Raw genomic sequence first — 26,231 nt, 5'->3', positions numbered from 1 at the left:
AATGAAAGGGAGGATATACGCATGCCGATTCGTGTTCCAAAAGAATTACCCGCTATTAAAGTATTAGAAAAAGAGAAAATTTTTGTAATGGATGAAGATCGCGCTATGCATCAAGATATTCGTCCGTTAGAAATTTTAATCTTAAATTTGATGCCTAAAAAGGATGAAACAGAAGTCCAACTTTTGAGGTTACTTAGTAATACACCATTACAAATCAATGTTGAATTCTTGTATATGAGTAGTCATGAGGCGAAAAATACATCTAGTGATCATTTGAAACGTTTTTATTATCAATTTCAAGAAGTGAAAGAAAAGTTTTATGATGGTTTGATCATTACAGGAGCACCAATCGAGCAACTAGCATTTGAAGAAGTTGATTACTGGGAAGAATTGCAGGAAATTTTTAAGTGGTGTAAGTCACATGTGTTTTCAACATTTCATATTTGTTGGGGAGCGCAAGCCGGTCTTTATTACCATCATAATATTGATAAGTATTTACTAGAACAAAAATTAACAGGTGTATATGCTCATGATGTGTTGGCACCAACATGGAGTATTCTAAAAGGATTTGATGATACATTCTTTGCTCCTCATTCACGCTATACCGGTGTTAAAAGATGTGATGTAGATAAGACTGAAGAGTTAGAGGTTTTAGTCGAATCAAAAGAAGCCGGTCTTTTTTTAATTGGAAACAAAAATAATCGAGCTTTTTATGCAACAGGACACTTAGAATACGATCGTGAGACCTTACAGAAAGAATTTGAGCGAGATCAATTAAAAGGCATAAAGCCAAAATTACCTCAAAATTACTATCCGAATGATAACATAAAAGAGCTGCCACAATTACGATGGCATATGGCTGCATCGTTATTATTTTCTAATTGGTTAAACTATGCAGTTTATCAAAATACACCTTATGATTTATCTAAACTTCTTGAGGAATGAAAATAATAAATAGGGTATAGTTAAAACAAAGCGAAAATTTTATTTTGTTTTAACTATTTTTTTAAATACTTTCACCATTAAAATGCAAACGTTCCCTTTTAATTTCATTTCTATAATTTAGAGATGCATTCTTGTTCCTTTTTTTTACAAATAAACGTATTATAAGATGAAGGAAGGAGATTTTACTAGGAAAAACAAAGTAGAAAAACGATTAAAGATTCTAGATCAACTGCAAATAATGAAGTTATTTAATCTCTGTATAAAATAAAAATAAATAACTTAGTTAATTGCATTTAAGATTTAAAGAAGCAACCATTTTGAAGGCGCTTTAGGATTGCAGGATAATTGTGAGTCAATCGTAAACCAGCAATTATTACTTAATTAAAATAAATAAGCGTTAATTAACCATAGTTGGAGGAAAAATTATGAAAATACCTAAAAGATTTTTGAGTGGCCTGCTACTTTCAATGCTATTTCTTTTTTCTTTTGTGCCTGCTTTTGCACAGGAAATCGATGCAATTACTGCACCTACTGGAATAAAAGCAGTAATAGTAATCATTCCATTGATTTTAGTTTTAGTTTTATTATTTATGAAAGTGGATATGATCATTGCGGGATTTGTTGGTGGTGTTTTAGCGATGGTGATTGGTGGAATTGGTTTAGAGCAAGCCAACAAACAATTATTAGAAACAATCCCAATGATGCTTGGTATCACTGTACCGATCATCAATTCGGCAGTTGCAATGGCTGTATTTAAATCAGGCGGTTACTCTGCAGCATTAACACTTGCAAAACGGGGGACAAAAGGTAAAGTAGAATATGTTTCAGCATTTATCGTTATATTGTTAGCAGCAGCAACTTATATGTCTGGTATCGGTGGAGGTAGCGCTATGGTAATTGCCCCATTGGCATTTGTAGCAGTTGGTGCAGTCCCTGAGTTGATTGCAGCGATGTCACTTGCTGCAGCAGTTTCATTTACGACGTCACCAGCCTCGTTAGAATCTAGTATTGTATCTAAATTAGGAGATTTTAGTGTTGCTAAATATGTTTCGGATATGCGTCCGATTTGGCTAGTTTTTTGTGCTTTAGCGATTATTTTAGCTTTTTGGGGAACAAAACGTCGGAATATCGGTTTTAAAGAAAATAGTGATGATGAATATGCATCAATGAGTAATAAAGCCTTATTTAAATTGACGTTACCTGCGATTTTTTTACTTTTCGCTGTGATTTTTGGTCCAGTAGTGAATGATCTTGTTGGATTCCCATTATTGACACCATTAGTTTACATGGTTTTGACACTAGCATTAATTTTTATTTGTTCAGATTTCACGTTGAATCAGTCAGTAGAAGCAATGGTGGATGGTTCTACCTACATTTTAACTCGACTGTTCCAAGTAGGGATTTTTCTAGCGTTTATTAATATCATTGCTCAAACTGGAACCTTTGCTGTTATTGCAGGGATTGCTAGTTCCGCACCAACTTTGATCATGGTTCCTGTGGCAATTTTAACTGGAATCTTGATCGGTGTGCCTGCTGGCGCATACGTAGGTTCCGTTTTAACACTCGTTCTGCCTGTGGCCGTGTCTTTAGGATTTTCTTCTATCGAACTTGGTTTAGTAGCGGTTGGAGTAGGATTAGGCAGTCAAATGAGTTTTGTTAATATTACGATGCAAGCTCTATCCTCTGGCTTCCAAATTCCAATTTTAGAGGTTGTAAAAGGAAATGTGAAATGGATCAGTATCGCTTCTGTTATATTGATCGGGATTGGTTTCTTTATATAGATTAAATTGAAAGGATGTTGACAAATGGATATTTTAATTAAGCAAGCAAGATTACGTGATGGAGAAGCGCTCCAAGATGTGGGGATTAAAGATGGTAAAATCATAGCTATTTCGGAGAATTTATCGGATAACGCGGTAAACGTAATCGAAGCACAAGGGCGTGTTTTGATTCCTGGTCTAGTTGAAAGTCATATTCATTTAGATAAGGCTTTAATCGCTGACAGAAAACCAAATAAATCAGGGACTTTACAAGAAGCAATTAGCGTTACAGCTGAGTTAAAGCCAACTTTCACAGAAGAGGATATTTACCAAAGGGCAAAAAAAGCGTTGGAAATGATTATTGCTCACGGTGTCACAGCTGTTAGAACTCACGCAGAATTCGATCCAGCTCAAGGGTTCTCAGGTTTTAAAACGATCATGAAATTAAAAGAGGAGTATCGAGATTTGATCGATATGCAAATCGTTGCATTTCCGCAGGAAGGAATCTTTAAAGCACCTGGCACAGAAAGAATGATGTATGAAGCAATGGAGATGGGGGCAGACGTTGTAGGGGGTATTCCTTATAATGACGCACCGGCAGATAAGCATATTGATTTAGTTTTTGAAATTGCTAAAAAATATGATAAAGACATTGATCTCCATCAAGATTTCAGCGATGAAGCAACTGACATTTCAATCGAATATTTATGTAAAAAGACGATCGCAGAAAATTATCACGGGAGAGTTTCAGTGGGACATTTAACTGCCCTTCACGCATTGGAACCTAAGCGATTAAATGAAATCCTAGCACTGATGTCTGAAGCACAAATCAATGTTATGGCTTTACCGGCAACAGATTTACATTTAGGTGCTAGAGATGACGTATACAATGTCAGAAGAGCAGTAACACCCATCAGAAAACTTCGAGATGCAGGAGTTAATGTATGTCTCGCGACCAATAACATTCGTAATGCATTTACGCCATACGGAAATGGTGATTTAATGCAAATCGCAATGCTAGCAATTCCTGTAGGACATCTGGGTGGAGCAGATGATCTGCCAACTGTTTTGCCAATGATCACAGAAAATCCTGCAAAAGCATTGGCTCTTAAGGATTATGGGATACAAATTGGGAACAATGCTGACTTAGTTTTGCTTGATACGAAAGTAAAAGCAGACGCAATTATTGATATTCCCGAGAGAAATTATGTTATTAAAAATGGTAAAATTACAGTTGAAGTAAAAAAAGAAGTGATTATTTTTAAATAATTGAGTTGAAAAAACGACTATAACGTTTAAAACAGTTTATAGCCGTTTTTTTATATTCTATTAAATAAGTTTATCATAATATTGTTATGTAAACTAAATGATGCCCATACTAGTATTGAGAAATGAGAATAAAGCAGAGTGAAGGAAATAAATAGTCATTATGTAATAACTATCAACATTGAAACCACCTTATCATTCTCAATTAAATATAAATAATTGAGAATGATAAGGTAAAACACTTGTTATTACATGTGTTTATATGATACTCTTTATTATATAATAAATAATATTGGAGGTACATGAAATGAAAGTTATCGTTTTAGGTTCATCGCACGGAGGCTATGAAGCAGTTGAAGAATTATTAAACTTACACCCTGATGCAGAAATCCAATGGTATGAGAAAGGTGATTTTATTTCTTTTCTATCCTGTGGTATGCAACTTTATCTAGAAGGGAAAGTCAAAGATGTCAATTCCGTTCGATATATGACTGGTGAAAAGATGGAAAGCAGAGGAGTTAATGTCTTCTCAAATACAGAAATTACTGCAATCAAACCCGAAGATCATCAAGTCGTTGTTAAGGATTTATTATCTGGAGAAGAACGTGTAGAAGATTACGATAAACTTATCATTAGTCCTGGAGCTGTACCGTTCGAATTGAATGTTCCAGGTAAGGACTTAGAAAACATCTATTTGATGCGTGGTAGAAAATGGGCCATTAAATTAAAAGCAAAAACAGTTGATCCAGAAGTGAATAATGTAGTTGTAATCGGCAGTGGCTACATTGGTATAGAAGCAGCTGAATCATTTGCTAAAGCTGGTAAAAAAGTCACAGTTATTGATATTTTAGATCGACCTTTAGGTGTCTATTTAGATAAAGAGTTTACCGATGTTTTGACAGAGGAAATGGAAGCTAACAATATCAACGTAGTGACAAATGAAACTGTACAAAGCTATGCCGGGGAAGGTCAAGTTCAAAAAGTTATAACTGATAAAGCTGAATATGATGCTGATCTCGTTGTTGTGGCAGTCGGTGTTCGTCCTAATACTGGCTGGTTGAAAGACACATTAGAGCTACATCCAAATGGTCTTATTAAAACAGATGAATACATGCAAACAAGTGCTCCTGATATTTTCGCAGTAGGAGATGCGACGTTGATTAAATACAATCCTGGTGAAACGGAAGTTAATATTGCCTTAGCAACCAACGCCAGAAAACAAGGCCGTTTTGCGGTGAAAAATTTATTAAGTCCAGTAAAACCTTTCCCAGGTATTCAAGGTTCATCAGGTTTAGCTGTTTTTGATTATAAATTCGCTTCTACTGGAATTAACGAAGAAATGGCTAAGAAATTAAATAAAAAGACTAAATCTGCATTGGTTGTTGAAGATTATTTAATGGACTTTAATCCTGATAAGCAAAAAGCTTGGTTCAAACTTGTCTATGATCCTGAAACAACTCAAATTTTAGGTGCACAATTGATGTCAAAAGCTGATTTAACAGCAAACATTAATGCTATTTCATTAGCAATCAAAGCGAAAATGACAATTGAAGACTTAGCTTATGCAGACTTTTTCTTCCAACCATCATTTGATAAACCTTGGAATATTATTAATACTGCTGCTTTAGCTGCAATGAAAAACGAACAATAATTTTAAATTTAAAAGACTGCAGAAAAGAAATTTTCTGTTGTCTTTTTTTGATAGGGGAAAAATGGTATCATTTAAGGAAATAACTTGAATAGGATGGAGACTTTGATGACAATTACACTAAAAGAAATGACTGCAACTGATTATGAAAAGTATCTTTCTTTTGCAATCAAGGACTATGCGAAAGATAAAATCACTGCAGGAACATGGAATGAAGAAGAGGCGATTAGCTTAGCAACGAAAAGTTTTAGCGAACTTTTACCATCAGGAAAGGATACTAAAAATGAATATCTTTATTCAATAGAAGACGATTCAGTAGATAAAAAGGTAGGTTTTTTATGGGTCCATCTAAATAAAACGCTCTATGATTCAAAACTGTTTATTTATGATTTTATCGTGTTTGAAGAATATAGAAAACTAGGCTATGGGAAACAAACAATTTATTCTCTAGTTGAGAAAGCTAAAAAAATGAATGTGTCACAAATCGACTTACATGTGTTCGCTCACAATAAAGGTGCGATTCACTTATATGAACAAACAGGTTTTATAGCTACAGATATTAGCATGTCAAAACAAATAAAGTGAAAAGACTTAATTATAAAAAGGAGTTTAACATGTGTCAGCATCCAAGTACAAAAATCATGACGGAGTTAATTCAAAAACAATGGGCAGATCATTCCATTCACGCTGCAATTGTCAATGAAAAATCAGAGATTATTGCTATCGGCAAAACAACTGTTTTTCAAACAAATGACCCCACAGCACATGCTGAGATCAATGCAATCAGATCAGCATGTAAACTTTTAAAGACTGATACATTACCACCAGATTATTGGTTATATTCGACATTCGAACCTTGTCCATTGTGTTTATCTGCAGTTCTTTGGAGCGGTATTGACGGAGTTGTATACGCTAATGATCCCAGATTCAGGGGTTCACTACCAGACTGGTCTTTTATTAAGTGTAGAACCATGTTAGAACAGGGTGTTGATATCCATCAAGTAAAGTTGATTGAGAATTTTATGTTAGATGAGATAAAAGACTACTTTACTAGACACGAAAAACGAAAAGTCTTTTAGAGTTAAATGAGAAAAAACGAGTTTTAAAACGAACAATTGCAGAGACGCCATATTATGGAAATACATAGCGAAAACTAATGACTTGCTGCCAGAAGTTGCCAACGAAGTCGAAAAGACTTTTAGATAAGACGGATTTATTTGAAGTTGAGAATTAGACTTTTCAGGCAACATAAATTTATGTTATTATCAAGTGTTTGATTGAGGCTAGAAGATCTTTTCCCCGATTGTAAACTGTAGATTGTTTTACGAAAGTAAAGATTTTATAAGCGATGTGGGGGGGCTTTTGCAGAGCTGTAGATAATAAAAAAGGCTAACTTTAAAATCAGCTACCTTTTTTAACCTGAATAAAATATTAGAGTGGATTTCTCTCTTTGCTAACTTCATTTTACCCAGTAATTATTGTTTTTGTACAACTTTAGGAATTACATTCATCGGAATTGTTTCTATCAAAACTTCTTTGCCATCAGTTATATCACTAACCTCCAATAATAATTGAGTGCCGATTTTAGCTTTAAATTTAGAATCTGCCATTACTCTTAATGCACTGCTATCATCTACTCGTTTCCACATTGCCCTTTCTGTCCATTGATAAGCAGAACTTCCTAATATATTTACCAATCTTTCTTGTTCGACCATTGCATTTCCAATCGGATATCTTGCAAAATCACCAATATCTTCTTTTAATGCGTAGGGAATATGTGCAGAAACCTTATTTGAGGCATTCGTAGTTCCAGTGGCTTGACCAAAAGTTAACATCCATTGAAGTTTATATGTGTGTCCTGCTGGTACGAGTAAAGTTTGTGCCGGTACTGACCATCTTTTTTCTACACTTGAAACCACTGAATTAGAGTGCCCAAAATCATACCGAACATCCATTGAGATAGACCCAGATACAAATGGGAATTTCATCTCTGCGCTTGTATTTATTGAAATACCAGCATTGTGAGTAGTTTGTGTAGTGACACTATCGCTCTGAATATGATCAAAAGCTATTGAAGATAGACGTTGATCTTGTTTCGTATTATTTTTAAGCACAGATTGATGTGCTGCTTCAGCGACTTCTTCTTCCTCAATAGCCATATCATCATTTAACTTGATAGAAAACGTATCTATTATCAAGGACACAGGGTCTAAAAGAGAGCTCTGAGAATCATCAAGTCTTTCATAATCTGCTATTTCTTTATTAGCAGTTTTATTATAAGAAAGTGTAAAGCCTAAATCTTTACAATCATTCTTTATTTGTGCGGAAAAATCAACATCATTTAAAGTAACATTTTCATTAATTCCTTCTACAAACGTTTCATTTGCGAACACCACTGCAGATGGTGTAACAGCAGTTATACCTATTCCTACTAACAAAACTAATGAATTTAATTTAATAAACTTTTTCAATTAATTCCCTCCTAAAATGTTTGAATTATTATATCACACATAAAGAAAACGCTTTCTCGTTGTCATAATACAACTATTCAATAAAATTGTAATGTTCATTTTGGTTATATATACTTAACTTTTATAGTATATAGTCTTTTTTTAAGGAGATTTACAAAAGATTTTATCTTTTAAGAAAAAATTTATCAAAAAATAATGATATTTTTTAGACATCTGTGAATGTGTAAAATAATATAATACGGGGAGTTTTTAAGAAATGCTTTACCTACAAAAAACTTCCGCAAATAGAAAACAGGATAAACTTAGATATCTTTTCAATAGGACAAATTAAATCAAGAAAAGAACTAAAAGTGACGAAGGGATAGAGCTACGCAATATATTTTTTGACTATGTGAAGTCTCGCGTGTCTAAAGTTCATAAAAAACTTGCTAAAGAGAGAGTTCAGAGAAAATAAGTTTAGTCAGCGTACATGAATGAAGAAATGCTTTTCATGATTAAAAATCTGTATAAAAAGGCTAAAAAAAGCGAATACAAAAACACGAATGATAAGTTCAATTGAGATTCAAGGTAGGTTAATACGATTTTGAATCTACTTTGTATAATGTATATTATGTTAACTAGAATAAAAATATTTAAATAGCGACTAAAATCTATAGAAAAACAACGAGCAGCCTACTATTCTCTGCTCGTTGTTTTTCTATAGTATTGGTGATAATAATCGTGAAAAGTTTTGTTTAAATCGTAACCAATGCGATTGCTTTTGAATAATTTCATCCGTTAATAAAAGACTTTTATCCATATCAGATTCAAATATTTGTGTTAGTTTCCATGCAATTTTTGTATCGTAGATAAATGTACTTACTTCAAAATTTAAAGCGTAACTTCTGATATCTTGATTAGTTGTACCAACCATACAGATTTCATTATCAATAATCATTGTTTTAGCATGCAAAAAACCATTCTGGTACATATATATCTTAACGCCTCTTTTGTGGAGATAGTTTGCATAATATTGTGTTGCTCGATAGATAAATGGATGATCAGGCATACAGGGAATCATGATTCGAACATCGATACCTGATCGCACAGCAATCAATAAAGCGTTGATCATACTATCATCAGGAATTAAATATGGCGTTTGAATCCAGACTGATTTTTCAGCAGATAATATCATTTTGATAAAACCGCTTTTTAAGATTTCTTCTTCAGAGTCTGGGCCGTCAGAAACAACCTGTAAAGCTAAATTTCCAAGTTCACTATCTTCCGAAATTTGGAAGTAATTTTCTAAATAGTCCATTTTTTGTGAATCGTGTTGCACAGAGGCGTTCCAATCCATAATAAAAATTTCTTGTAGTGAAAAAACGGATGTTCCGACTAAGCGAATGTGGGTATCTCTCCAATAACCAAACTTTTTGCTTTCTCCCAAATACTGATCTCCTACGTTAAAGCCACCTGTCCACCCTATTTTCCCATCGATTACGACTATTTTTCGGTGTAAGTGATAATTTAAGCGTGTTTTACTAATCATATTCTTAGAGGTGATAAACGGAGCTACTTTTCCACCTAACGCAACAAATGAAGCAAAGAATTTTTTATTTGCACCTGGAGATCCCCATGGGTCATAAATTAAATGGACCGATACTCCTTCTTTAACTTTCTCTCCTAATAAGTCTAAAAACTCATTTCCAATACGATCGTTAAAGAAAGAATAATATTCAACATGTACAGTCTCTTTGGCCTGACGAATATCTTCAAATAAGGCTTCGAATTTATCTTTCCCATCTGTATAGATTTTTAAGCTGTTTCGTTTACTTAATGGTGAAGAATCCATATTTCTAAAGTATTTGTTTAATACACGTGCATCGGTTAATAAGTTTATATCTAATTTTCCATTAGACTTTAAATTATCTTCATCGACCATTTTTTTGATATTAGAGATATTTTCTTTATCATGATCTGTCAAATTAAAGACTTTTTGACCATTGATTCCTCTGCCACAAAAAAGATAGATGATAAATCCAATTCCTGGTAAAAATAATAAAGTCATAATCCAAGCTAAAACACTTGAAATGCTACGCGGTTTTCTAAAAACAGTAATGAGTGCTGCAGTGGTATTTAATAACAATAACCCTAAAAGTATGATGATAAAAATTCTCATCTGATTTCATTTCTCCCTTAAATTACATAATATAATGATTATAACAAAAACTATTGATTCATCCAACAAATAACAACCCCTTAGTCACTTAATTAGATAGAAACTTTCCTTATTTAGCAATTTAATTCATCTTGAAAATTTTATCAGAGACTATAAAAAATAAAATTATTCATTATTTTGTTCTTCACTATTTTAATTCTCATAATGTTGTACTATAATATGCTGATATGTTGAATTGAAAAGAGGAATTATTAAAAATGGACATTAAAATGCTTGTTACCATCTTTGTGGTCAATTTTTCTTATATCACATTGAATACGATCCGTTTTATGCTAACAATGAAAGGTTATCGTTTGATTGCACCTTTAGTCAGTATGGCCGAAATCACTATCTATGTATTAGGTCTAAGCATGGTGTTAAATCGATTGGATAACCCATTGAATCTAGTTGTCTATGCACTTGGTTATGCTGTTGGAATCAGTGTAGGAATTAAAATCGAAGACTATTTAGCTTTAGGCTATATTATGGTCACAGCAATCCTACCCTCTTCCACTGAACAATTAAATCTACCCGAAACGTTACGAGAACATGGCTATGGAGTGACTCAAAGCTTTGGAGCTGGACGCGAAGGTGAGCGAATGATTTTAGAGATTCTCTCACCTCGTAAAAATGAACGTAGCTTGTATAAACTTATCAATGAGAAAGAGCCTAGAGCGTTTATTATCTCCTATGAACCTAAATTTATCTCAGGAGGTTTTTGGACGAAAAAAGTTCGTAAAAGGAATAATTAATTAAATACCGCATCTTGGTTAATAAAACGAGGATGCGGTATTTAATTTCCCTTCTTATAGTTTACATAATAAAATTATAGTAATCTATAATTTGAAATAACTAATATGATCAAGTTCAGGTAAACAATTTTTAAACAATACACTGTATAGTTGCTGCTTAAAAAATATCCGTTGATTCTGATTGTGGATCGTTTTCCATAATGGTGGTAATTCTATTTGGAGTTTGTCTAAGATAGTCTGGATTTCATCACAAGCACACTCACTGTCTATAATCGGAACAGCAAGAAATAATTGATTTTCTGTATTTCGTTTCAGATCACCTGTCATTATGAGCGCCTCTTGGAAAATATTTTGTTTATCGACTCTGGTCTTATTTCGTTTGATAGAACGTATCACTTTTTGAATTTGGGGAATAAAATAATTGATATCTACATCCCCAATTACATTCTGTAACACCTCAAAATTTTGCGGTAAGTCTTTTCTTCTTGAATGTATATTGAAATAATTTGCCAAATCTAGTGGAACAAGACTGTCCGTATAAATAGAAACAAAGCGCAACGAATCGTTCCCCTCTTCCCTTCTACGGAATATAGGTTGGCTTTCTGGAGAAGCTTTAACACCAAAAAAATAATTATCTTGCTCATCTTCAAAAAGCAACATCCAAAGCCATTCACCAAATACAAAACAATTATTTAACATTGAGCTTTCTTGAGTAATATTCCGAAATGCTCTAGTGATTGAATCCGGGAGTTGTATGGATTTATCCATAGTATAAATAGGAAAAGTTAAAGAATATCTTCTATTCTTTCGTTCAAGAAGATTGTATTTGATCAATTTATCTAAGTATAATTCCAAATTGCTATCTGTTGGTATTGCTGCTTTTATTTGACGTAAAATAACTTCTTGTTCTTTGTGTTCTGAAAGATACTCTACTATCTTAGCGAACAAGGGATCACAGATGAGTTTATTTAAGTCTTCTTCATTTTTATTTGACGCAAAATAATAGGATGTAAATTCCATGGTTGTATCACTCTTTCTTGTTTAACCTTGATAATAATAAAAACTACAGCTGGAGTTTTTATTACACCACCTGTAGTTTATTAAGTTCCTAAATCAGATGTATGTCACCTTTTAACTAAATGCTTCAGTTAATTGAGGAACAACTTGTTTTTTACGAGAAACAACACCGTTTAAAAATGCTCGATTATTATCTAGTTTTATTTTAAAGGCTGCTTCTACTTTATCTAATGAATCTCCGATTACTAATAATTCAGAATCGCTGTTTAAAATGTTTGTAATGATCAATACAAATAAATCATAACCATTTGCAGCATTTGCACTATTCATTGCAGCTTCTAACTCACTTTGACGATTTAAAACTTCATTTAGGTCAACTGTATTGACTTGCGCGATTCGGACATTCTTATCCCCCATAGGGAAGCTTTTAGCATCTAAATCTAATAATGTTTCAGCAGATTTATCACTCAAATTTGTGCCAGCTTTTAACATATCTAAACCATAACCATTTAAATTGATTTCTGCGATATCTGCTAGTTCGTTTGCTGCATCAATGTCTTCTTGAGTACATGTTGGTGATTTGAATAATAATGTATCTGAAATAATCGCTGATACCATCATTCCAGCAATTTGCTTAGGAATTGTAACGTTATTTTCTTTAAAGAGTTTTAAAACGATCGTACTGGTACAACCGACAGGTTCTGCACGATAATACAACGGATCTGCAGTTTCGAAGTTAGCGATACGATGGTGATCAACGACCGCAAGAATAGTTAATTCTGCAATATCAGAGATACTTTGTTGAAATTCATTATGATCAACTAGCATTACTTGGTTTGTTTCCCCCGCTGCACTTTCAACTACTCTTGGTGCGTCTACATTAAAATAATCTAGTGCGTATTGTGTTTCTTCACTGGGTGTTCCTAAAGCAACTGGTTCTGTATCTTTTCCTAGTTCTTTTTGTAAGTAGGCAAAGCTAATTGCTGCTCCAATTGCATCTGTATCGGGGTTTTGGTGTCCAAAAACAAGAATTTTTGACATAAAAATAGTTCACTCCTTCTTTTTCTTCATTATTAATAATAACAAAAAATAGAAAAGAAACAACAATAATTGTCGCTCTTTTCTATTTTTATAAACTATCTTGATGTATAACCTTGATAGTCATTGACATGAAGCAATTTTTTAGCATTTGCTACACGATCATCTTTCGGTGGTTCAATCCCTTCAAGCGGATAATCTAAACCTAATTCGTCCCATTTATATTTGCCCATTACATGATATGGCAAAACTTCGACTTTATCGACATTTTTTAATGTTTTAATAAATGTATCTAAGCGAATCAAGTAGTCATCATAATCACTGCGTTCAGGAACTAATACGTGACGAATCCAAACAGGTTTACCGATTTCGGAAAGGTATTGGGCCATTTCCAGAATATTTTCGTTTCCTAGTGAAGTAAGTAGCTTATGTTGTTCATTATCAATGTGCTTGATATCAAATAATAATAAGTCAGTATAGTTCATCAGTTCTTGAAATTGGCTGAAAAATGGTTCTTCTCTTGTGAAAGGTTTGCCACAAGTATCAATTGTTGTATGTATTCCTTTTTCTTTCGCTTTTTTAAATAAGTCTGTTAAGAATTCTAATTGAAGTAATGGCTCACCGCCACTTACAGTGATTCCGCCTTTTTCGCCCCAATAAGAACGATATTTGATAGCTTCATCTAAAACTTCATCAGTCGTAACTACGCGTCCGCCAGAACCGATTTTCCAAGTATCAGGGTTATGGCAAAATTGGCAACGCATGCGGCAACCTTGTGTAAATACGATGAAACGAACACCGGGACCATCAACCGTTCCAAAATTTTCTGTAGAATGGATTCTACCAGTTATAGGAGTTGTCATTACTCGTTCCTCATTTCTTTTAAAAAAAGGGCTGACACGAGGTCAACCCTTCAGTTGTTTGTTTATTACAGTCTATCGTGTGAAGTTCTTGAGATAACGTCTGCTTGTTGTTCAGGAGTTAAGTCACGGAACTTCACAGCATATCCAGATACACGGATTGTTAAGTTAGGATATTTTTCTGGATGTGCTTGTGCATCTAATAATAACTCATTTGTGAACACGTTAACGTTCAAGTGATAACCACCTTTATCGAAGTAGCCATCCATTACGTTACGTAAGTTATCGATTCTTGTGTCATCATCTTTACCTAAACCGTTAGGATTGATTGTTTGTGTATTAGAGATCCCATCTAATGCACTTGTATATTCTAATCTAGCAGTTGAGTTAAGTGATGCTAAAAGACCATTTTTCTCACCTAAGAATTTACCATCTTGGTAACTTGGGTTGGCACCTGGTGCTAATGGTTTACCAGCACGACGTCCGTCTGGTGTGTTACCAGTCGCTTTACCGTAAACAACGTTGGAAGTGATTGTTAATAATGATGTTGTTGGTTTCGCATTACGGTACGTATGTTGACGTCTGATTTGAGTCATGAAGTACTCAAGAATCCAGTTAGCCATTGCATCCGCTTCTTCATTATCGTTACCATACGTTGGAAACTCATTTTGAGGAACGTAGTCAATTGCTAAACCGTCTTCGTCACGGATTACTTTTACATTACCATGTTTAATCGCCATTACTGAATCAGCAGCATGTGAAATCCCTGCAATACCAGTTGCAAATGTGCGTTGTAAGTTACTTTCCATGAAGGCTAATTGTGCTGCTTCATAAGAATATTTATCATGCATGTAGTGGATAACATTTAATGTATTTACATACAATTCTGCTAACCAGTCCATGATATCTTTATAACGATCGATAAACTCGTTGTAGTCTAAAGTGTCGCCAGTCATTGGACGGAACTTAGGTGCTACTTGCATTTTAGTTTTTTCGTCTACCCCACCATTAATTGCATAAAGAACAGCTTTTGCTAAGTTAGCACGAGCACCGAAAAATTGCATATCTTTACCCATAACTGTTGCAGATACACAACATGCGATCGCACAGTCATCTGATCCCCAATTAGCACGTAATAGATCGTCATTTTCAAATTGGATAGATGAACTTTGTTTTGCAATTTTAGAAGCAAACGTTCTGAATCCAACCGGTAAATGTGAAGAGTATAACACAGTTAAGTTAGGTTCTGGAGATGGTCCCATGTTTGTTAATGTGTGCAAGATACGGAAATCACTCTTCGTTACTAATGAACGTCCGTCTAGCCCCATACCAGCGATTGATAATGTTGCCCAAATTGGGTAACCTGAGAACAATTGGTTATATTCAGGTGTACGAGCAAATTTAACCATACGCAATTTCATGATCAAGTGATCAATCATTTCTTGTGCTTCAAATTCAGTGATCAATCCTGCTTCTAAATCACGTTGGATATAGATATCTAGGAATGCAGAAATACGTCCAATAGACATAGCAGCACCATTTTGTGATTTGATTGCACCTAAGTAACCAAAGTATAACCATTGGATTGCTTCTTTTGCGTTTGCAGCTGGTTTAGAAATATCAAAGCCGTAAGTTGATGCCATTTCTTTAAGATCAGCCATTGCTCTGATTTGTTCAGAGATTTCTTCTCTTAAACGAATAACATCATCTGTCATTACTTTGTTACCAGTGTTACTTAAATCTTTTTTCTTTTCAGCAATCAAGAAATCCATACCGTATAATGCAATACGACGATAGTCACCGATGATACGACCACGACCATAAGCATCTGGAAGACCTGTGATGATTTTATTTTTACGAGCTGATCTCATTTCAGGTGTGTAAGCATCGAAAACACCTTGGTTATGTGTTTTTCTCCACTCTGTAAAGATTTTAGACATTTCTGCATCTACTTCATAACCATTTGAAGTTAAAGAGTTGTTGGCCATGTTGATTCCGCCAAATGGCATGAATGCTTGTTTTAACGGTACATCTGTTTGTAAACCGACAATTGTTTCTTCTTCTTTGATTAAATATCCTGGTTCATGAGACGTTACAGTTGCAGGAATATTTGTATCCATGTCGTATACACCATTTTTTTCATGTTGTATTTCAAATAATTCCTGTAATTTTGTCCATAATTTGTCAGTGCTTGGTGCGATTGGTTCTAGGAAAGAATCATCACCTGTGTACTCAGTATAGTTTCTTTGAATAAAGTCACGTGTGTCAACTGATTTTTGCCATTTTTCGCCTTTAAAGCCTTTCCATTGCTCCATTTTTGGGGCCTCCTTAGTACGCTGAAATCTAATGTAACAGCTTTATGTGATTAGTATAACACATCGTTGATTTTATGCAAGCCTTTCCTTACTACATTTTGAACTAATTGCGTTTTTTTTCTATTAAAATATCGATAAACGCTTTTATATCAATGTTTACAATTTGTGATTCGTTTAACTAATCAATTGTGCAGTAATTCTACAAGTAAGAAATCTGTTATAAAAAAAGAGGAGACTGTACTAGTACAGTCTCCTCTTTTTTAGAATTATATAGAACAGTTAAACATCTTACTTAGCGTCCTCTTCTTTTGCTTCCAATTCTGCAGTATGCATTTCATGAACTTCCAGAATTTCGCCATCTTGTTTTTCATCAAGCATAAAGGAACCGTTGGAAGTTCGATCATTGATTGGGTACTTTTGGGAGTCAATCGTATACTGTCTGCCATTTTGTGTTGTAACTAATAATTCTAATGGGCTGCTTTCAGACATAAAGGTTACACGATGAGGATTTTTTTTCAATTCTCTAAGTACCATCAAGCCGCGTTTGGCCCGTCCGAGTTGAGGTAACTCTTGAGCTAGCATTCGTTTGATGCTTCCTCGTTGTGTTAACATCACAATTGGTGTATCACCATCTTCATGAACCAACAAGCCGTTCACTACGTAATCTTGCTCTTTTAAATTCATTGCTTTGACACCAGCAGCCTTAGCACCGACTACGGGGACTTCTTCTAACGGATAACGTAAGCCGAAACCACGATGACTTACTAAAAAGACATCTAAGATTTTTTGTTCGTTGGTTAAATAAACATTTACGATCTCATCTGTTTCAGATTTTAATTTCATACAGTTCGTTGGACGACTTTTATAAGTTCTCCAAGGTTCGAAATCTGTCATTTTACTTTGTTTGATCATACCTTCTTTTGTCATAAAGACAAATGTTTTTGTTGGAGATAGTTCTTTATAGGTATATACAGCAATGATCGATTCGTCAACAGACAGATTTAAAATAGCTTGTGAAATATGTTCACCTATTTCCTTCCATCTCAAATCTGGAAGTTCATGAACTGGTCGATAAATGACATTGGCTTTATTAGTAATCAATAAGATATGATCTAGCGTATTGACTTCACCTGTATAAAGCAGGAAGTCTCCGTCCTTCATGCCAACCTCTTCCGGTTTTGACGCACTGTACGAACGTAAACTACTACGTTTGATATACCCTTCGTGTGTAACAGTTACGACAACATCTTCTTGAGCGATTAGAACTTTTGTATCGATCTTGATTTCTTGAATTTCATTTTCGATTTGTGTTAGGCGCGGATTGCCATATTGTTTTTTTACTTCCCGTAATTCTTTTTTCATGACGCTAAATAATTCTTTTTCGTCACTTAGGATTTTGGTCAATTCAGTAACTAGTTGATTCAGTTCTTCGGCTTCTTTTTCAAGCTGAGTGATATCTGTGTTAGTTAAACGATACAACTGTAACGTAACAATGGCTTCTGCTTGCTCTTCGGTAAATGCATAGGCTTTGACTAAATTCATCTTAGCATCTTTTTTGTCTTTACTACCACGAATCGTTTCGATTACTTTGTCTAATATTGATAAAGCTTTAATCAAACCTGCAACAATATGCTGACGCTTTTTAGCTTTATTCAACTCGAATTGGCTTCGGTTGGTAATTACTTGCTTGCGGTGTGCAATGTAGCTGTCTAAAATTCGTTTTAGGCCAACTTGTTGTGGTGTCATGTTATCGATCGCAACCATATTGAAGTTGTAATTGATTTGTAATTCAGTATTTTTGAATAGGTAGTTTAAAATACCTTCAGCATTTGTATCTTTTTTTAATTCAATGGCAATTTGCAATCCAGTACGGTCACTTTCGTCACGAACCTCAGCGATACCATCAATTTTTTTGTTCAAGCGAACTTCATCCATTTTTTTGACCAAGGTTGCTTTATTGACTTCATAAGGGATTTCAGTGACAATGATTTGTTGTTTTCCACCTTTTAGAGGTTCAATTCTTGTTTTTGAACGAAGAATCACTTTCCCTCTACCAGTTTCGTAAGCCTTTTTGATTTCTTCTTTTCCTTGTAAGATACCACCTGTTGGAAAATCAGGTCCGGGAATAAATTCCATCAGCTTGTCTAACGTCGCATTTGGGTGGTCGATCAAGTGAATCGTACCATCAATGATTTCAGCTAAATTGTGCGTAGGAATTTCTGTTGCATAACCTGCGGAGATTCCTGTCGAACCGTTTACAAGTAAATTAGGATATTTAGCGGGTAAAACAGTTGGTTCTTTTTCGGTATCATCAAAGTTCCATACGAAATCTACTGTTTCTTTTTCGATATCTTTTAAAAGCTCTCCACTTAGTTCAGATAAGCGAGCTTCGGTATAACGCATTGCGGCTGGTGGATCACCGTCCATACTTCCGTTATTTCCGTGCATTTCAATCAAGACTTCACGAAGCTTCCAGTCCTGACTTAAACGAACCATGGCTTCATATATACTACTATCACCATGAGGATGATAATTCCCCATGATATTTCCGACAGACTTTGCGGATTTTCTAAAGCTTTTTTCAAAGGTATTTCCATCTTTGTTCATGGAAAATAAAATTCTACGCTGTACAGGCTTTAACCCATCACGAATATCAGGTAGGGCCCGTTCTTGAATGATATATTTGGAATATCTTCCAAAACGATCGCCCATTACTTCTTCAAGCGTCAATTCTTGAATATCCTGGCGTTTTTCCAAATTTGTCACTCCCTACTCTAAATCGAATAAACTGATTTCTGCTGCTTCTGTTTCTGCATTTTTACGCTCAGTTTCTTCTTTTTTTTCTTCATCTAGTACATCATTAGAAATGGATGGAGAAATTTCTGTTTCGCCATCTTTTCTATCTAAAATACTGCCATCTTCTTCTAATGTGAACTGTACATGACGTTCGATCCATTTTCTTCTAGGTTCTACTTTATCACCCATTAGAGTCGTTACACGACGTTCTGCTTGTGCTGCATCATCTATTCTCACTCGGATCAACGTACGTGTCTCAGGGTCCATGGTGGTCTCCCACAGCTGATCTGCGTTCATCTCCCCCAACCCTTTGTATCGTTGCAGCATATATCCTTTGCCGACTTGCTCTGTTACGTTAGATAATTCTTCATCTGTCCAGGCGTATTCTGTTACTGCTTTTTTGCCGATTCCTTTTGACACCTTATAAAGAGGCGGTAAAGCAATGTAGATTTTACCAGCTTCGATCAATGGTTTCATGTAGCGGTAAAAGAAGGTTAACAGTAAGACTTGGATGTGGGCACCATCGGTATCCGCATCGGTCATGATGATGACTTTATCATAATTACAGTCTTCAATTGAAAATTCTGGACCAACACCTGCACCAATAGTATAGATCATCGTGTTGATTTCTTCATTTTTCAAAATATCCTGCATCTTCGCTTTTTCAGTATTTAGAACTTTACCTCGCAAAGGTAAAATTGCTTGGAATTTTCTATCTCGACCTTGTTTCGCTGAGCCGCCGGCAGAATCTCCTTCGACTAGATATAATTCATTTCTCTTAGGATTCCGTGATTGTGCTGGTGTTAGCTTTCCAGATAAAAGAGATTCCCCTTTTTTTCGTTTTTTTCCATTTCGACTTTCTTCACGGGCTTTACGAGCTGCCTCACGAGCTTCACGGGCTTTAATCGCTTTACGGATCAATTGTTGGCTCATTTCGCTATTTTCTTGTAGATAAAAGCCCATTTGCTCTCCGACAACGTTATCTACTGCATTACGTGCCATTGGCGTGCCGAGTTTTTCTTTGGTTTGCCCTTCAAATTGTAATAAGTTTTCCGGAACGCGGATTGATAGCACTGCTGCTAATCCTTCACGGAAGTCACTACCTTCGAGGTTTTTATCTTTTTCTTTCAGCAAACCGACTTTTCTTGCATATTCGTTGTAAGCTTTTGTCATTGATGACTTCATACCCACTTCATGAGTACCGCCATCTTTTGTCCGTACGTTATTTACGAATGAAAGGACATTTTCTGAATAGCCATCATTATATTGATAAGAAAGCTCAACTTCAATGCCATCTTTTTCACCAGAAAAATAGACAACGGGTGTTAATGTGTCCTTTTCTTCATTAAGATAGGCCACGAATTCTTTGATTCCTTCATCATAATGGAAAATTTCTTCTTTTGGCTCTTCCCCTCTAAGGTCTGTTAGGGAAATTTTAACTCCTTTTAATAGAAATGCAGATTCTCTAAGTCGCTCTGCTAATGTATCGTATGAAAAATGAATAGTTGAAAAAATGGTATCATCAGGAAGGAAAATCACAGAAGTTCCATTCTTTTTGTTTGTTTTCCCAACTTTTTTTAAGGTGCCAACGGGTTTTCCACCGTTTTCAAAACGTTCCATATATTCAACACCATCGCGAACGATACGTACTTCTAGCCAGCTAGATAATGCATTCACTACGCTGGCACCTACACCATGCAGTCCACCTGATGTTTTGTAACCACCTTGACCGAATTTTCCACCTGCGTGAAGAACCGTGAAGATTACTTCAACGGTTGGAATTCCAGATGCATGCATCCCAACAGGCATTCCTCGTCCTGAGTCGGTGATTTTGATACTATTATCCTTTTGAATCGTTACACTGATTTCATTTCCGTAACCGGATAATGCTTCATCGACTGCGTTATCAACGATTTCGTAGACTAAATGATGCAAACCGCGACTGTCTGTGGAGCCGATATACATTCCTGGTCTTTTTCGTACAGCTTCCAATCCTTCTAAAACCTGGATGGAGGCGTCATTGTATTCATTGTTTACTTTTTTCGCCAAAGAAAAAACTCCTTATACTTGAATTATAGGGCCAAAGGCCACATCATTACAATAATACTCTAAAAACTCTCAAAAAAAAAGAGCTTTCCTAAACGGCCACTCTTTCTTAAGATATTTTGCATCTATTTCGGCATTTCAGCTAATTCAATTTTGATGCAACGATTCATTATAATAGCATTTCTTCCTGCTTTTTTCAACATTTCAGCTGCTTCTTCACTTTCTAAGCCTAATTGAGCCCAAAAAACTTTTGCCTTTGTTTCTATGAAATCTTGAGCGACTTCAGGTAAAAATTCACTTCGACGGAAAATATCCACGATATCGATTTGGCCTGGTATATCTTGTAATTTTTCATAGACTTTCTCACCTAAGATTTCTTGTCCAGCTAATATTGGGTTTACAGGAATGATTTCGTAGCCATATTCTTGTAGTAATTTCGCAATTTTATAACTTGTGCGGTCTTCTTTTGCGCTCAGTCCAACGACTGCGATCCGTTTGGCTTGTTTTAAGTAGTCAAAAATTTGTTCTTGTGATGGATTTTCTATAGTCATTTTAATCATCCTTTCTAATTTCTCTTAACTTCATTATACAACGAATATTTAATTATTGTTAGCTGTTTCTATTCATGATAAAATAAATGCTAGTTTGAACAGAAAGAGGTTGCTCAATGAAATTCTTCGTGCTATTAGTTATCGCCTATCTATTAGGTTCCATTCCTTCAGGTGTTTGGGTTGGAAAACTCTTTTTTAAAAAGGATCTTCGTCAATTTGGTAGCGGTAATACAGGAACAACAAATACGTTTAGAGTTCTAGGAAAAAAAGCTGGTATAACGGTTCTGCTCATGGATATTTTAAAAGGAACCTTAGCAACTAGTTTACCTCTGCTATTTTCTTTGAATATTAATCCTTTAGTTTTTGGTGTTGCAGCAGTTTTAGGTCATACGTTTCCGATTTTTGCAAATTTCAAAGGAGGAAAAGCCGTTGCAACTAGCGCAGGGATGATTTTAGCTTACAATCCAGCATTTTTTGTTTATTCTGCCTTGATTTTTATTATTATGTTATATGTTACCAGCATGGTGAGTTTGACTAGTATGATCAGCGCTGTATTGATTACTCTTTCAACGATTATTCTTCCATTTGCTATTCCGGCTATTTTGCCTGAGTTTGACTGGTTATTGACTTTGATTGCCTTAGCATTAACGATTTTTATTTTCATTCGTCACAAAGATAATATAAAACGAATCAAAGATGGTACTGAAAGTCGCGTACCTTTCGGATTAGGTGCAAAAAAAGAAAACTAAAAACTAGGACATGAAGTTTTGTGATACTTCGTGTCCTAGTTTTGTATTCATCACTATTTAGCTGTAATAGTATAATTCGTTTTAAAAACATCTGATGGCCCTAATTTATTGATCCCTTTTTTGTCTACTAGATTTCCAGTCGCATTTACATCATCAGCAATACCACACCAAGGCTCGATACAAACGAATGGCGCTTCTTGTGGATAAGGAGACCAAATCCCCACATAAGGCATGTCTGAGTAGCTTAAACTGATGCTATGCGGCCCTTCATCTGTTTCAATCGTAAAGGCATTTACTCCTTTAGTTTCAAAAATAATTGCGTCCTGTTTGAATAACTCTCTGCGAATGTCCAGGCTAGTATTGGTTTGACCTAATGTTTTATGTTCAAAATCCGCAAATGGACCTGCTAAAGGAATTTGGGTGCGCGATTTTTTTGGAGAAAAGCTTAAATAATAATCATTGAAACTTAACTCTTGCTCTAAAGGAACATTAAACGCAGGATGACCGCCAATTGAAAAATACATTTCACTGTTCCCAGTATTTTCAACTTGATAATTAACCACTAAGTTATCGGCTTCTAAGGCATAAGAAAGAATCAACTCAAAGTCAAAAGGATACACTTTTTTACTATCCTTACTGCTTTTTAAGGATAATGAGACTAGCTCTGAACCATGTTCGATCACTTCAAAAAGGCTATCTCTAGCAAATCCATGCTGACTCATAGGATATGTGTGCTCTTCATACGTGTATTGATCCTCTTTTAAACGACCAACAACTGGAAATAATACGGGTGCATGACGACCCCAAAAAGCTGGATCTCCTTGCCAAATATATTCTATATTGTTTTTCTTTGATTTTAAGCTGACAAGTTCAGCACCATCTTCAGCGATTGTCGCGATTAGGTATTCATTTTCAATCTGTACAGTCATACTCACTGCCTCCTACTTGTTATCTTTTTCCAATTCTTTGATAAATTGTTTATTTAAAACTTTCAGATAAGTTCCCTTCATTCCTAACGATCTCGACTCAATGATTCCAGCAGATTCTAATTTTCTCAGAGCATTCACAATTACTGATCGAGTAATTCCAATTTCATCAGCAATACTTGAAGCAGTCAATCTACCTTCTTCACCATCTAATGCTTTAAATATCGCTTGAACCGCTTTTAGTTCGCTGTAAGATAACGTGTTGATTGCCATCTGCACTGCTGTTGCGCTACGAACGTTTGCTTCAATGTTGCGTGATTGTTGGTAAAGTATCTGCATACCAACAACCGTAGCACTATATTCAGCCAAAACTAAATCGTCTTCATCGAATGATTGTTCTACTCTAGCTAAAATAATTGTTCCTAAACGTTCGCCGGCACCAAACATTGGTACGATCGTTGTTAGACCAAAAGGGTATTTTTCACGTAGTTCAACAGGAAATGCCGTTAAATCACTAGTGATTGAAATATTTGCTTCTGTTTTGATCAGATTGTCAGCAGCATCTGTATAGCTTTGCGGAAATCGTTTCTCTTCAAACATGTGCTTTACACGTGCATTATTAACATCTAGTTTTTCGTTATACCCTAACAAAACCCCTTCGTTACTAATGATGTATGCATTGCTATCTAAAACATCACCTAAAATTACGGCCATTTTGTCATAAGGTAATTCGGCCTTTTGATCAAAAGTATTTTTCTGTTGTAAAAGTTTATTGATTTGACGGGTTTTTTCTAATAAAGTAGTCATTTTTACTCCTCCTAATTTAAAAGCTGAAAGAATGTGTGTCATCAGCGTTGCGCTGTACATCTTAATTTTCAAAACAAAAAGCTAAAAGAACTCCTTCAGCCTTACATAGAGATATCCTAAAGAATGTAACGGCTTAAATCTTCATTTTGAACAATACTGTTCAGTTTTTCATTCACATACGCTTCTGTAATTGTAATCTCACCCATTTGCATATCTGGTGCTTCAAATAATAGATCTTCCAACAAACGTTCCAAAATCGTATGCAAGCGACGAGCTCCGATATTATCGGTGTCGCGATTAACGTTAAACGCGATATTCGCAATTCGTTCAATTGCTTCTTTCGTGAATATAACTGTGACATTTTCAGTGCCAATTAAAGCAATATATTGTTTGATCAAGGCATTATTGGGCTCCGTTAAGATTCGGACAAAATCCTCAGCGGTTAAGTCATCTAACTCAACGCGAATTGGGAAACGACCTTGTAATTCAGGAATCAAATCACTTGGTTTAGACAAATGGAACGCGCCAGATGCGATAAATAAAATATGATCAGTTTGAATTGAGCCGTATTTTGTATTGACTTGTGAACCTTCAACAATTGGCAAAATGTCACGTTGTACCCCTTCTCTGGACACTTCACCTGAGTTTTGCTGGCTTTTCGATGTAATTTTATCAAATTCATCAATGAAAATAATTCCACTACTCTCTGCTAAGCGAATTGCTTCACTATGAATGTCTGCATCTTTAACGATTTTAGCGGATTCTTCTTTTACTAATAATTCTTGGGCTTCTTTAACAGTAACTGTACGTTCAACTTTTTTCTTGGGGGATAAAGCTCCTAAGGTTTCATTTAAATCGATGCCCATTTGTTCCATCCCATTATTCATAGCAGGCATTGTCTTTTTAGGTTCATCTATTTCAATCGTTACTTCCCGATTGTTTAGCAATCCTTTTTCTAATTGTTCAAGAATCGTTTTGCGATTCACTTTGATTTCCTCAGTTACTTCTTCTTGTGTTTCTTGAGGTTGTTGTGCACTATTAAACATTTGCATCATTTGTTCAAATTGATTATTGGACGTTTGCTTTTGTTCTTTTTTAATTCCTGGTACAAGAACTTTTACTAAACGGTTGTTCGCTTTTTTCAGAGCTTGAGAATATACTCTGCTATATTGTTGTTTTTCTACAATTTGAATCGCGTTTTCAACTAAATCACGAACCATCGATTCTACATCTCGACCAACGTACCCAACTTCGGTAAATTTAGTTGCTTCTACTTTGATAAAAGGCGCATTGACGATTTTGGCTAGACGTCTAGCAATTTCTGTTTTCCCAACTCCTGTTGGTCCGATCATCAACATATTTTTTGGTGTTACATCTTGCTGCATTTTCTCTTCGAGTTGTAAACGGCGATATCTATTTCTTAACGCCACAGCAACTGATTTTTTAGCAGTTTCTTGTCCGATGATATATTCATCTAATTCTTTGACGATTTCTCTTGGTGTTTTGTTTAATTCATTCATGGTCGTTGTCCCCCATTTATAATTCTTCTACAATAATATTGTGATTTGTAAAGACACAGATATCAGCTGCGATAGTCAACGCATTTTTAGCAATTTGCTTAGCAGACATATCTTTGTCGCCATAGTGTTTCATGGCACGAGCCGCAGATAATGCAAAGTTACCACCAGAACCGATTGCTAGGATACCGTCGTCTGGTGTAATTACTTCACCAGTACCTGAGACAAGCAGCATTTCTTTATCATTCATGACGATCAACATAGCTTCTAATTTTTGCATAGATTGCTGAGTACGCCATTCTTGTGCTAACTCAACTGCAGCACGAGTTAAATTACCATTGTATTCGTTTAATTTTCCTTCAAATTTCTCTTCTAGTGTAAAAGCATCTGCTACACTTCCTGCAAATCCAACAACCACTTCGTCATTATAGATTCTACGGACTTTTTTAGCAGTACCTTTCATAACAACGGATTCACCCATTGTTACTTGGCCGTCACCAGCCATTGCAAATTTTCCATCTTTTTCAACAGCACAAATCGTTGTTGAATGAAATTGTGATTCAACCATTA

Annotated in this window: 21 protein-coding genes; 8 read left to right on the top strand and 13 right to left on the bottom strand. The window is 35.2% G+C overall.

The genetic code is table 11. From position 1 onward, the window contains the following. The first annotated feature begins 21 nt into the window (after nt 1-21). The 6 genes from metA to IGJ02_RS08265 all read left to right on the top strand — a co-directional run bounded on the left by metA (nt 22) and on the right by IGJ02_RS08265 (nt 6,698). Complete coding sequence (gene metA / locus IGJ02_RS08290) at nt 22-945, top strand: homoserine O-acetyltransferase MetA (RefSeq protein ID WP_430601690.1); 924 nt, start codon at nt 22-24, stop codon at nt 943-945. A gap of 425 nt (nt 946-1,370) precedes the next feature. Continuing rightward, nucleotides 1,371-2,726: a hypothetical protein gene (locus IGJ02_RS08285; protein WP_010761375.1), complete on the top strand. Its 1,356-nt coding sequence runs from the start codon at nt 1,371-1,373 to the stop codon at nt 2,724-2,726. A gap of 24 nt (nt 2,727-2,750) precedes the next feature. Beyond that, complete coding sequence (locus IGJ02_RS08280) at nt 2,751-3,974, top strand: amidohydrolase family protein (protein ID WP_430601689.1); 1,224 nt, start codon at nt 2,751-2,753, stop codon at nt 3,972-3,974. Nucleotides 3,975-4,278: 304 nt separating this feature from the next. Further along, nucleotides 4,279-5,622: an FAD-dependent oxidoreductase gene (locus IGJ02_RS08275; protein ID WP_010761373.1), complete on the top strand. Its 1,344-nt coding sequence runs from the start codon at nt 4,279-4,281 to the stop codon at nt 5,620-5,622. A 105-nt stretch (nt 5,623-5,727) separates the two neighbouring features. Continuing rightward, nucleotides 5,728-6,204, top strand: a complete 477-nt coding sequence (locus tag IGJ02_RS08270; RefSeq protein ID WP_430601688.1) for a GNAT family N-acetyltransferase — start codon at nt 5,728-5,730, stop codon at nt 6,202-6,204. A gap of 29 nt (nt 6,205-6,233) precedes the next feature. Then, a complete protein-coding gene (locus IGJ02_RS08265) occupies nt 6,234-6,698 on the top strand; it encodes a nucleoside deaminase (protein ID WP_430601687.1) in 465 nt (154 codons plus the stop codon). A 396-nt stretch (nt 6,699-7,094) separates the two neighbouring features. Here the strand turns inward: IGJ02_RS08265 and IGJ02_RS08260 are convergent, their stop codons facing one another. Together IGJ02_RS08260 and cls are read right to left on the bottom strand one after the other, a co-directional pair. After that, nucleotides 7,095-8,090: an ETX/MTX2 family pore-forming toxin gene (locus IGJ02_RS08260; RefSeq protein WP_430601686.1), complete on the bottom strand. Its 996-nt coding sequence runs from the start codon at nt 8,088-8,090 to the stop codon at nt 7,095-7,097. A gap of 697 nt (nt 8,091-8,787) precedes the next feature. Further along, nucleotides 8,788-10,248 carry a cardiolipin synthase gene (gene cls / locus IGJ02_RS08255; RefSeq protein ID WP_430601685.1) on the bottom strand — a complete coding sequence of 487 codons (1,461 nt, stop codon included), beginning with the start codon at nt 10,246-10,248 and terminating at the stop codon, nt 8,788-8,790. A 257-nt stretch (nt 10,249-10,505) separates the two neighbouring features. Between cls and IGJ02_RS08250 the strand changes: the two genes are divergently transcribed. Further along, a complete protein-coding gene (locus IGJ02_RS08250) occupies nt 10,506-11,039 on the top strand; it encodes a DUF2179 domain-containing protein (RefSeq protein WP_010761368.1) in 534 nt (177 codons plus the stop codon). Nucleotides 11,040-11,123: 84 nt separating this feature from the next. Here the strand turns inward: IGJ02_RS08250 and IGJ02_RS08245 are convergent, their stop codons facing one another. From IGJ02_RS08245 to IGJ02_RS08215, 7 genes are all read right to left on the bottom strand, one after another. Beyond that, the gene (locus IGJ02_RS08245) at nt 11,124-12,059 is read right to left on the bottom strand and encodes a DUF1803 domain-containing protein (protein WP_430601684.1); all 936 of its coding nucleotides are present in this window, start codon (nt 12,057-12,059) and stop codon (nt 11,124-11,126) included. Between the two features lie 111 nt (nt 12,060-12,170). Then, nucleotides 12,171-13,097: a manganese-dependent inorganic pyrophosphatase gene (locus IGJ02_RS08240; RefSeq protein WP_430601683.1), complete on the bottom strand. Its 927-nt coding sequence runs from the start codon at nt 13,095-13,097 to the stop codon at nt 12,171-12,173. A 95-nt stretch (nt 13,098-13,192) separates the two neighbouring features. Then, nucleotides 13,193-13,957, bottom strand: a complete 765-nt coding sequence (gene pflA / locus IGJ02_RS08235; RefSeq protein WP_010761365.1) for a pyruvate formate-lyase-activating protein — start codon at nt 13,955-13,957, stop codon at nt 13,193-13,195. A 65-nt stretch (nt 13,958-14,022) separates the two neighbouring features. Then, nucleotides 14,023-16,269 (bottom strand): formate C-acetyltransferase, encoded by a 2,247-nt coding sequence (gene pflB, locus IGJ02_RS08230; protein ID WP_010761364.1) that lies wholly within the window; start codon nt 16,267-16,269, stop codon nt 14,023-14,025. 288 nt (nt 16,270-16,557) lie between these two features. Further along, the gene (parC, locus tag IGJ02_RS08225) at nt 16,558-19,026 is read right to left on the bottom strand and encodes a DNA topoisomerase IV subunit A (RefSeq protein WP_430601682.1); all 2,469 of its coding nucleotides are present in this window, start codon (nt 19,024-19,026) and stop codon (nt 16,558-16,560) included. A 12-nt stretch (nt 19,027-19,038) separates the two neighbouring features. After that, on the bottom strand, nt 19,039-21,114 hold the full coding sequence (gene parE, locus IGJ02_RS08220; protein ID WP_430601681.1) for a DNA topoisomerase IV subunit B: 2,076 nt from the start codon (nt 21,112-21,114) through the stop codon (nt 19,039-19,041). A 122-nt stretch (nt 21,115-21,236) separates the two neighbouring features. After that, complete coding sequence (locus tag IGJ02_RS08215) at nt 21,237-21,662, bottom strand: CoA-binding protein (protein ID WP_430601680.1); 426 nt, start codon at nt 21,660-21,662, stop codon at nt 21,237-21,239. Nucleotides 21,663-21,778: 116 nt separating this feature from the next. Here IGJ02_RS08215 and plsY point away from each other — a divergent pair, with 116 nt between their 5' ends. Continuing rightward, nucleotides 21,779-22,411, top strand: a complete 633-nt coding sequence (gene plsY, locus IGJ02_RS08210; RefSeq protein ID WP_430601679.1) for a glycerol-3-phosphate 1-O-acyltransferase PlsY — start codon at nt 21,779-21,781, stop codon at nt 22,409-22,411. Between the two features lie 53 nt (nt 22,412-22,464). Here the strand turns inward: plsY and IGJ02_RS08205 are convergent, their stop codons facing one another. The 4 genes from IGJ02_RS08205 to hslV form a co-directional block, all read right to left on the bottom strand. Continuing rightward, entirely contained in the window at nt 22,465-23,340 is an 876-nt protein-coding gene (locus tag IGJ02_RS08205) for an aldose 1-epimerase family protein (RefSeq protein WP_010761359.1), read from the bottom strand. Nucleotides 23,341-23,352: 12 nt separating this feature from the next. Then, the gene (codY, locus tag IGJ02_RS08200) at nt 23,353-24,144 is read right to left on the bottom strand and encodes a GTP-sensing pleiotropic transcriptional regulator CodY (protein WP_010761358.1); all 792 of its coding nucleotides are present in this window, start codon (nt 24,142-24,144) and stop codon (nt 23,353-23,355) included. A gap of 116 nt (nt 24,145-24,260) precedes the next feature. Continuing rightward, nucleotides 24,261-25,664 carry an ATP-dependent protease ATPase subunit HslU gene (gene hslU, locus IGJ02_RS08195; RefSeq protein ID WP_010761357.1) on the bottom strand — a complete coding sequence of 468 codons (1,404 nt, stop codon included), beginning with the start codon at nt 25,662-25,664 and terminating at the stop codon, nt 24,261-24,263. A 16-nt stretch (nt 25,665-25,680) separates the two neighbouring features. After that, nucleotides 25,681-26,229: an HslVU peptidase proteolytic subunit gene (hslV, locus tag IGJ02_RS08190; RefSeq protein ID WP_430601678.1), complete on the bottom strand. Its 549-nt coding sequence runs from the start codon at nt 26,227-26,229 to the stop codon at nt 25,681-25,683. Nucleotides 26,230-26,231: the final 2 nt, after the last annotated feature.

The organism is Enterococcus sp. DIV0724b (assembly GCF_050531475.1).
Taxonomy (GTDB): Bacteria; Bacillota; Bacilli; order Lactobacillales; family Enterococcaceae; genus Enterococcus_L; species Enterococcus_L haemoperoxidus.
Note: the sequence above shows the minus strand (reverse complement) of the source record. Positions and strands in the feature narration are given on the sequence as shown.

Bases quoted from the DNA above. Each gene is read 5' to 3' on its own strand.
- metA (WP_430601690.1), top strand. From the start codon at position 22: ATGCCGATTCGTGTTCCAAAAGAATTACCCGCTATTAAAGTATTAGAA.
- IGJ02_RS08285 (WP_010761375.1), top strand. From the start codon at position 1,371: ATGAAAATACCTAAAAGATTTTTGAGTGGCCTGCTACTTTCAATGCTA.
- IGJ02_RS08280 (WP_430601689.1), top strand. From the start codon at position 2,751: ATGGATATTTTAATTAAGCAAGCAAGATTACGTGATGGAGAAGCGCTC.
- IGJ02_RS08275 (WP_010761373.1), top strand. From the start codon at position 4,279: ATGAAAGTTATCGTTTTAGGTTCATCGCACGGAGGCTATGAAGCAGTT.
- IGJ02_RS08270 (WP_430601688.1), top strand. From the start codon at position 5,728: ATGACAATTACACTAAAAGAAATGACTGCAACTGATTATGAAAAGTAT.
- IGJ02_RS08265 (WP_430601687.1), top strand. From the start codon at position 6,234: ATGTGTCAGCATCCAAGTACAAAAATCATGACGGAGTTAATTCAAAAA.
- cls (WP_430601685.1), bottom strand. From the start codon at position 10,248: ATGAGAATTTTTATCATCATACTTTTAGGGTTATTGTTATTAAATACC.
- IGJ02_RS08250 (WP_010761368.1), top strand. From the start codon at position 10,506: ATGGACATTAAAATGCTTGTTACCATCTTTGTGGTCAATTTTTCTTAT.
- IGJ02_RS08245 (WP_430601684.1), bottom strand. From the start codon at position 12,059: ATGGAATTTACATCCTATTATTTTGCGTCAAATAAAAATGAAGAAGAC.
- IGJ02_RS08240 (WP_430601683.1), bottom strand. From the start codon at position 13,097: ATGTCAAAAATTCTTGTTTTTGGACACCAAAACCCCGATACAGATGCA.
- pflA (WP_010761365.1), bottom strand. From the start codon at position 13,957: ATGACAACTCCTATAACTGGTAGAATCCATTCTACAGAAAATTTTGGA.
- pflB (WP_010761364.1), bottom strand. From the start codon at position 16,269: ATGGAGCAATGGAAAGGCTTTAAAGGCGAAAAATGGCAAAAATCAGTT.
- IGJ02_RS08215 (WP_430601680.1), bottom strand. From the start codon at position 21,662: ATGACTATAGAAAATCCATCACAAGAACAAATTTTTGACTACTTAAAA.
- plsY (WP_430601679.1), top strand. From the start codon at position 21,779: ATGAAATTCTTCGTGCTATTAGTTATCGCCTATCTATTAGGTTCCATT.
- IGJ02_RS08205 (WP_010761359.1), bottom strand. From the start codon at position 23,340: ATGACTGTACAGATTGAAAATGAATACCTAATCGCGACAATCGCTGAA.
- codY (WP_010761358.1), bottom strand. From the start codon at position 24,144: ATGACTACTTTATTAGAAAAAACCCGTCAAATCAATAAACTTTTACAA.
- hslU (WP_010761357.1), bottom strand. From the start codon at position 25,664: ATGAATGAATTAAACAAAACACCAAGAGAAATCGTCAAAGAATTAGAT.
- hslV (WP_430601678.1), bottom strand. From the start codon at position 26,229: ATGGTTGAATCACAATTTCATTCAACAACGATTTGTGCTGTTGAAAAA.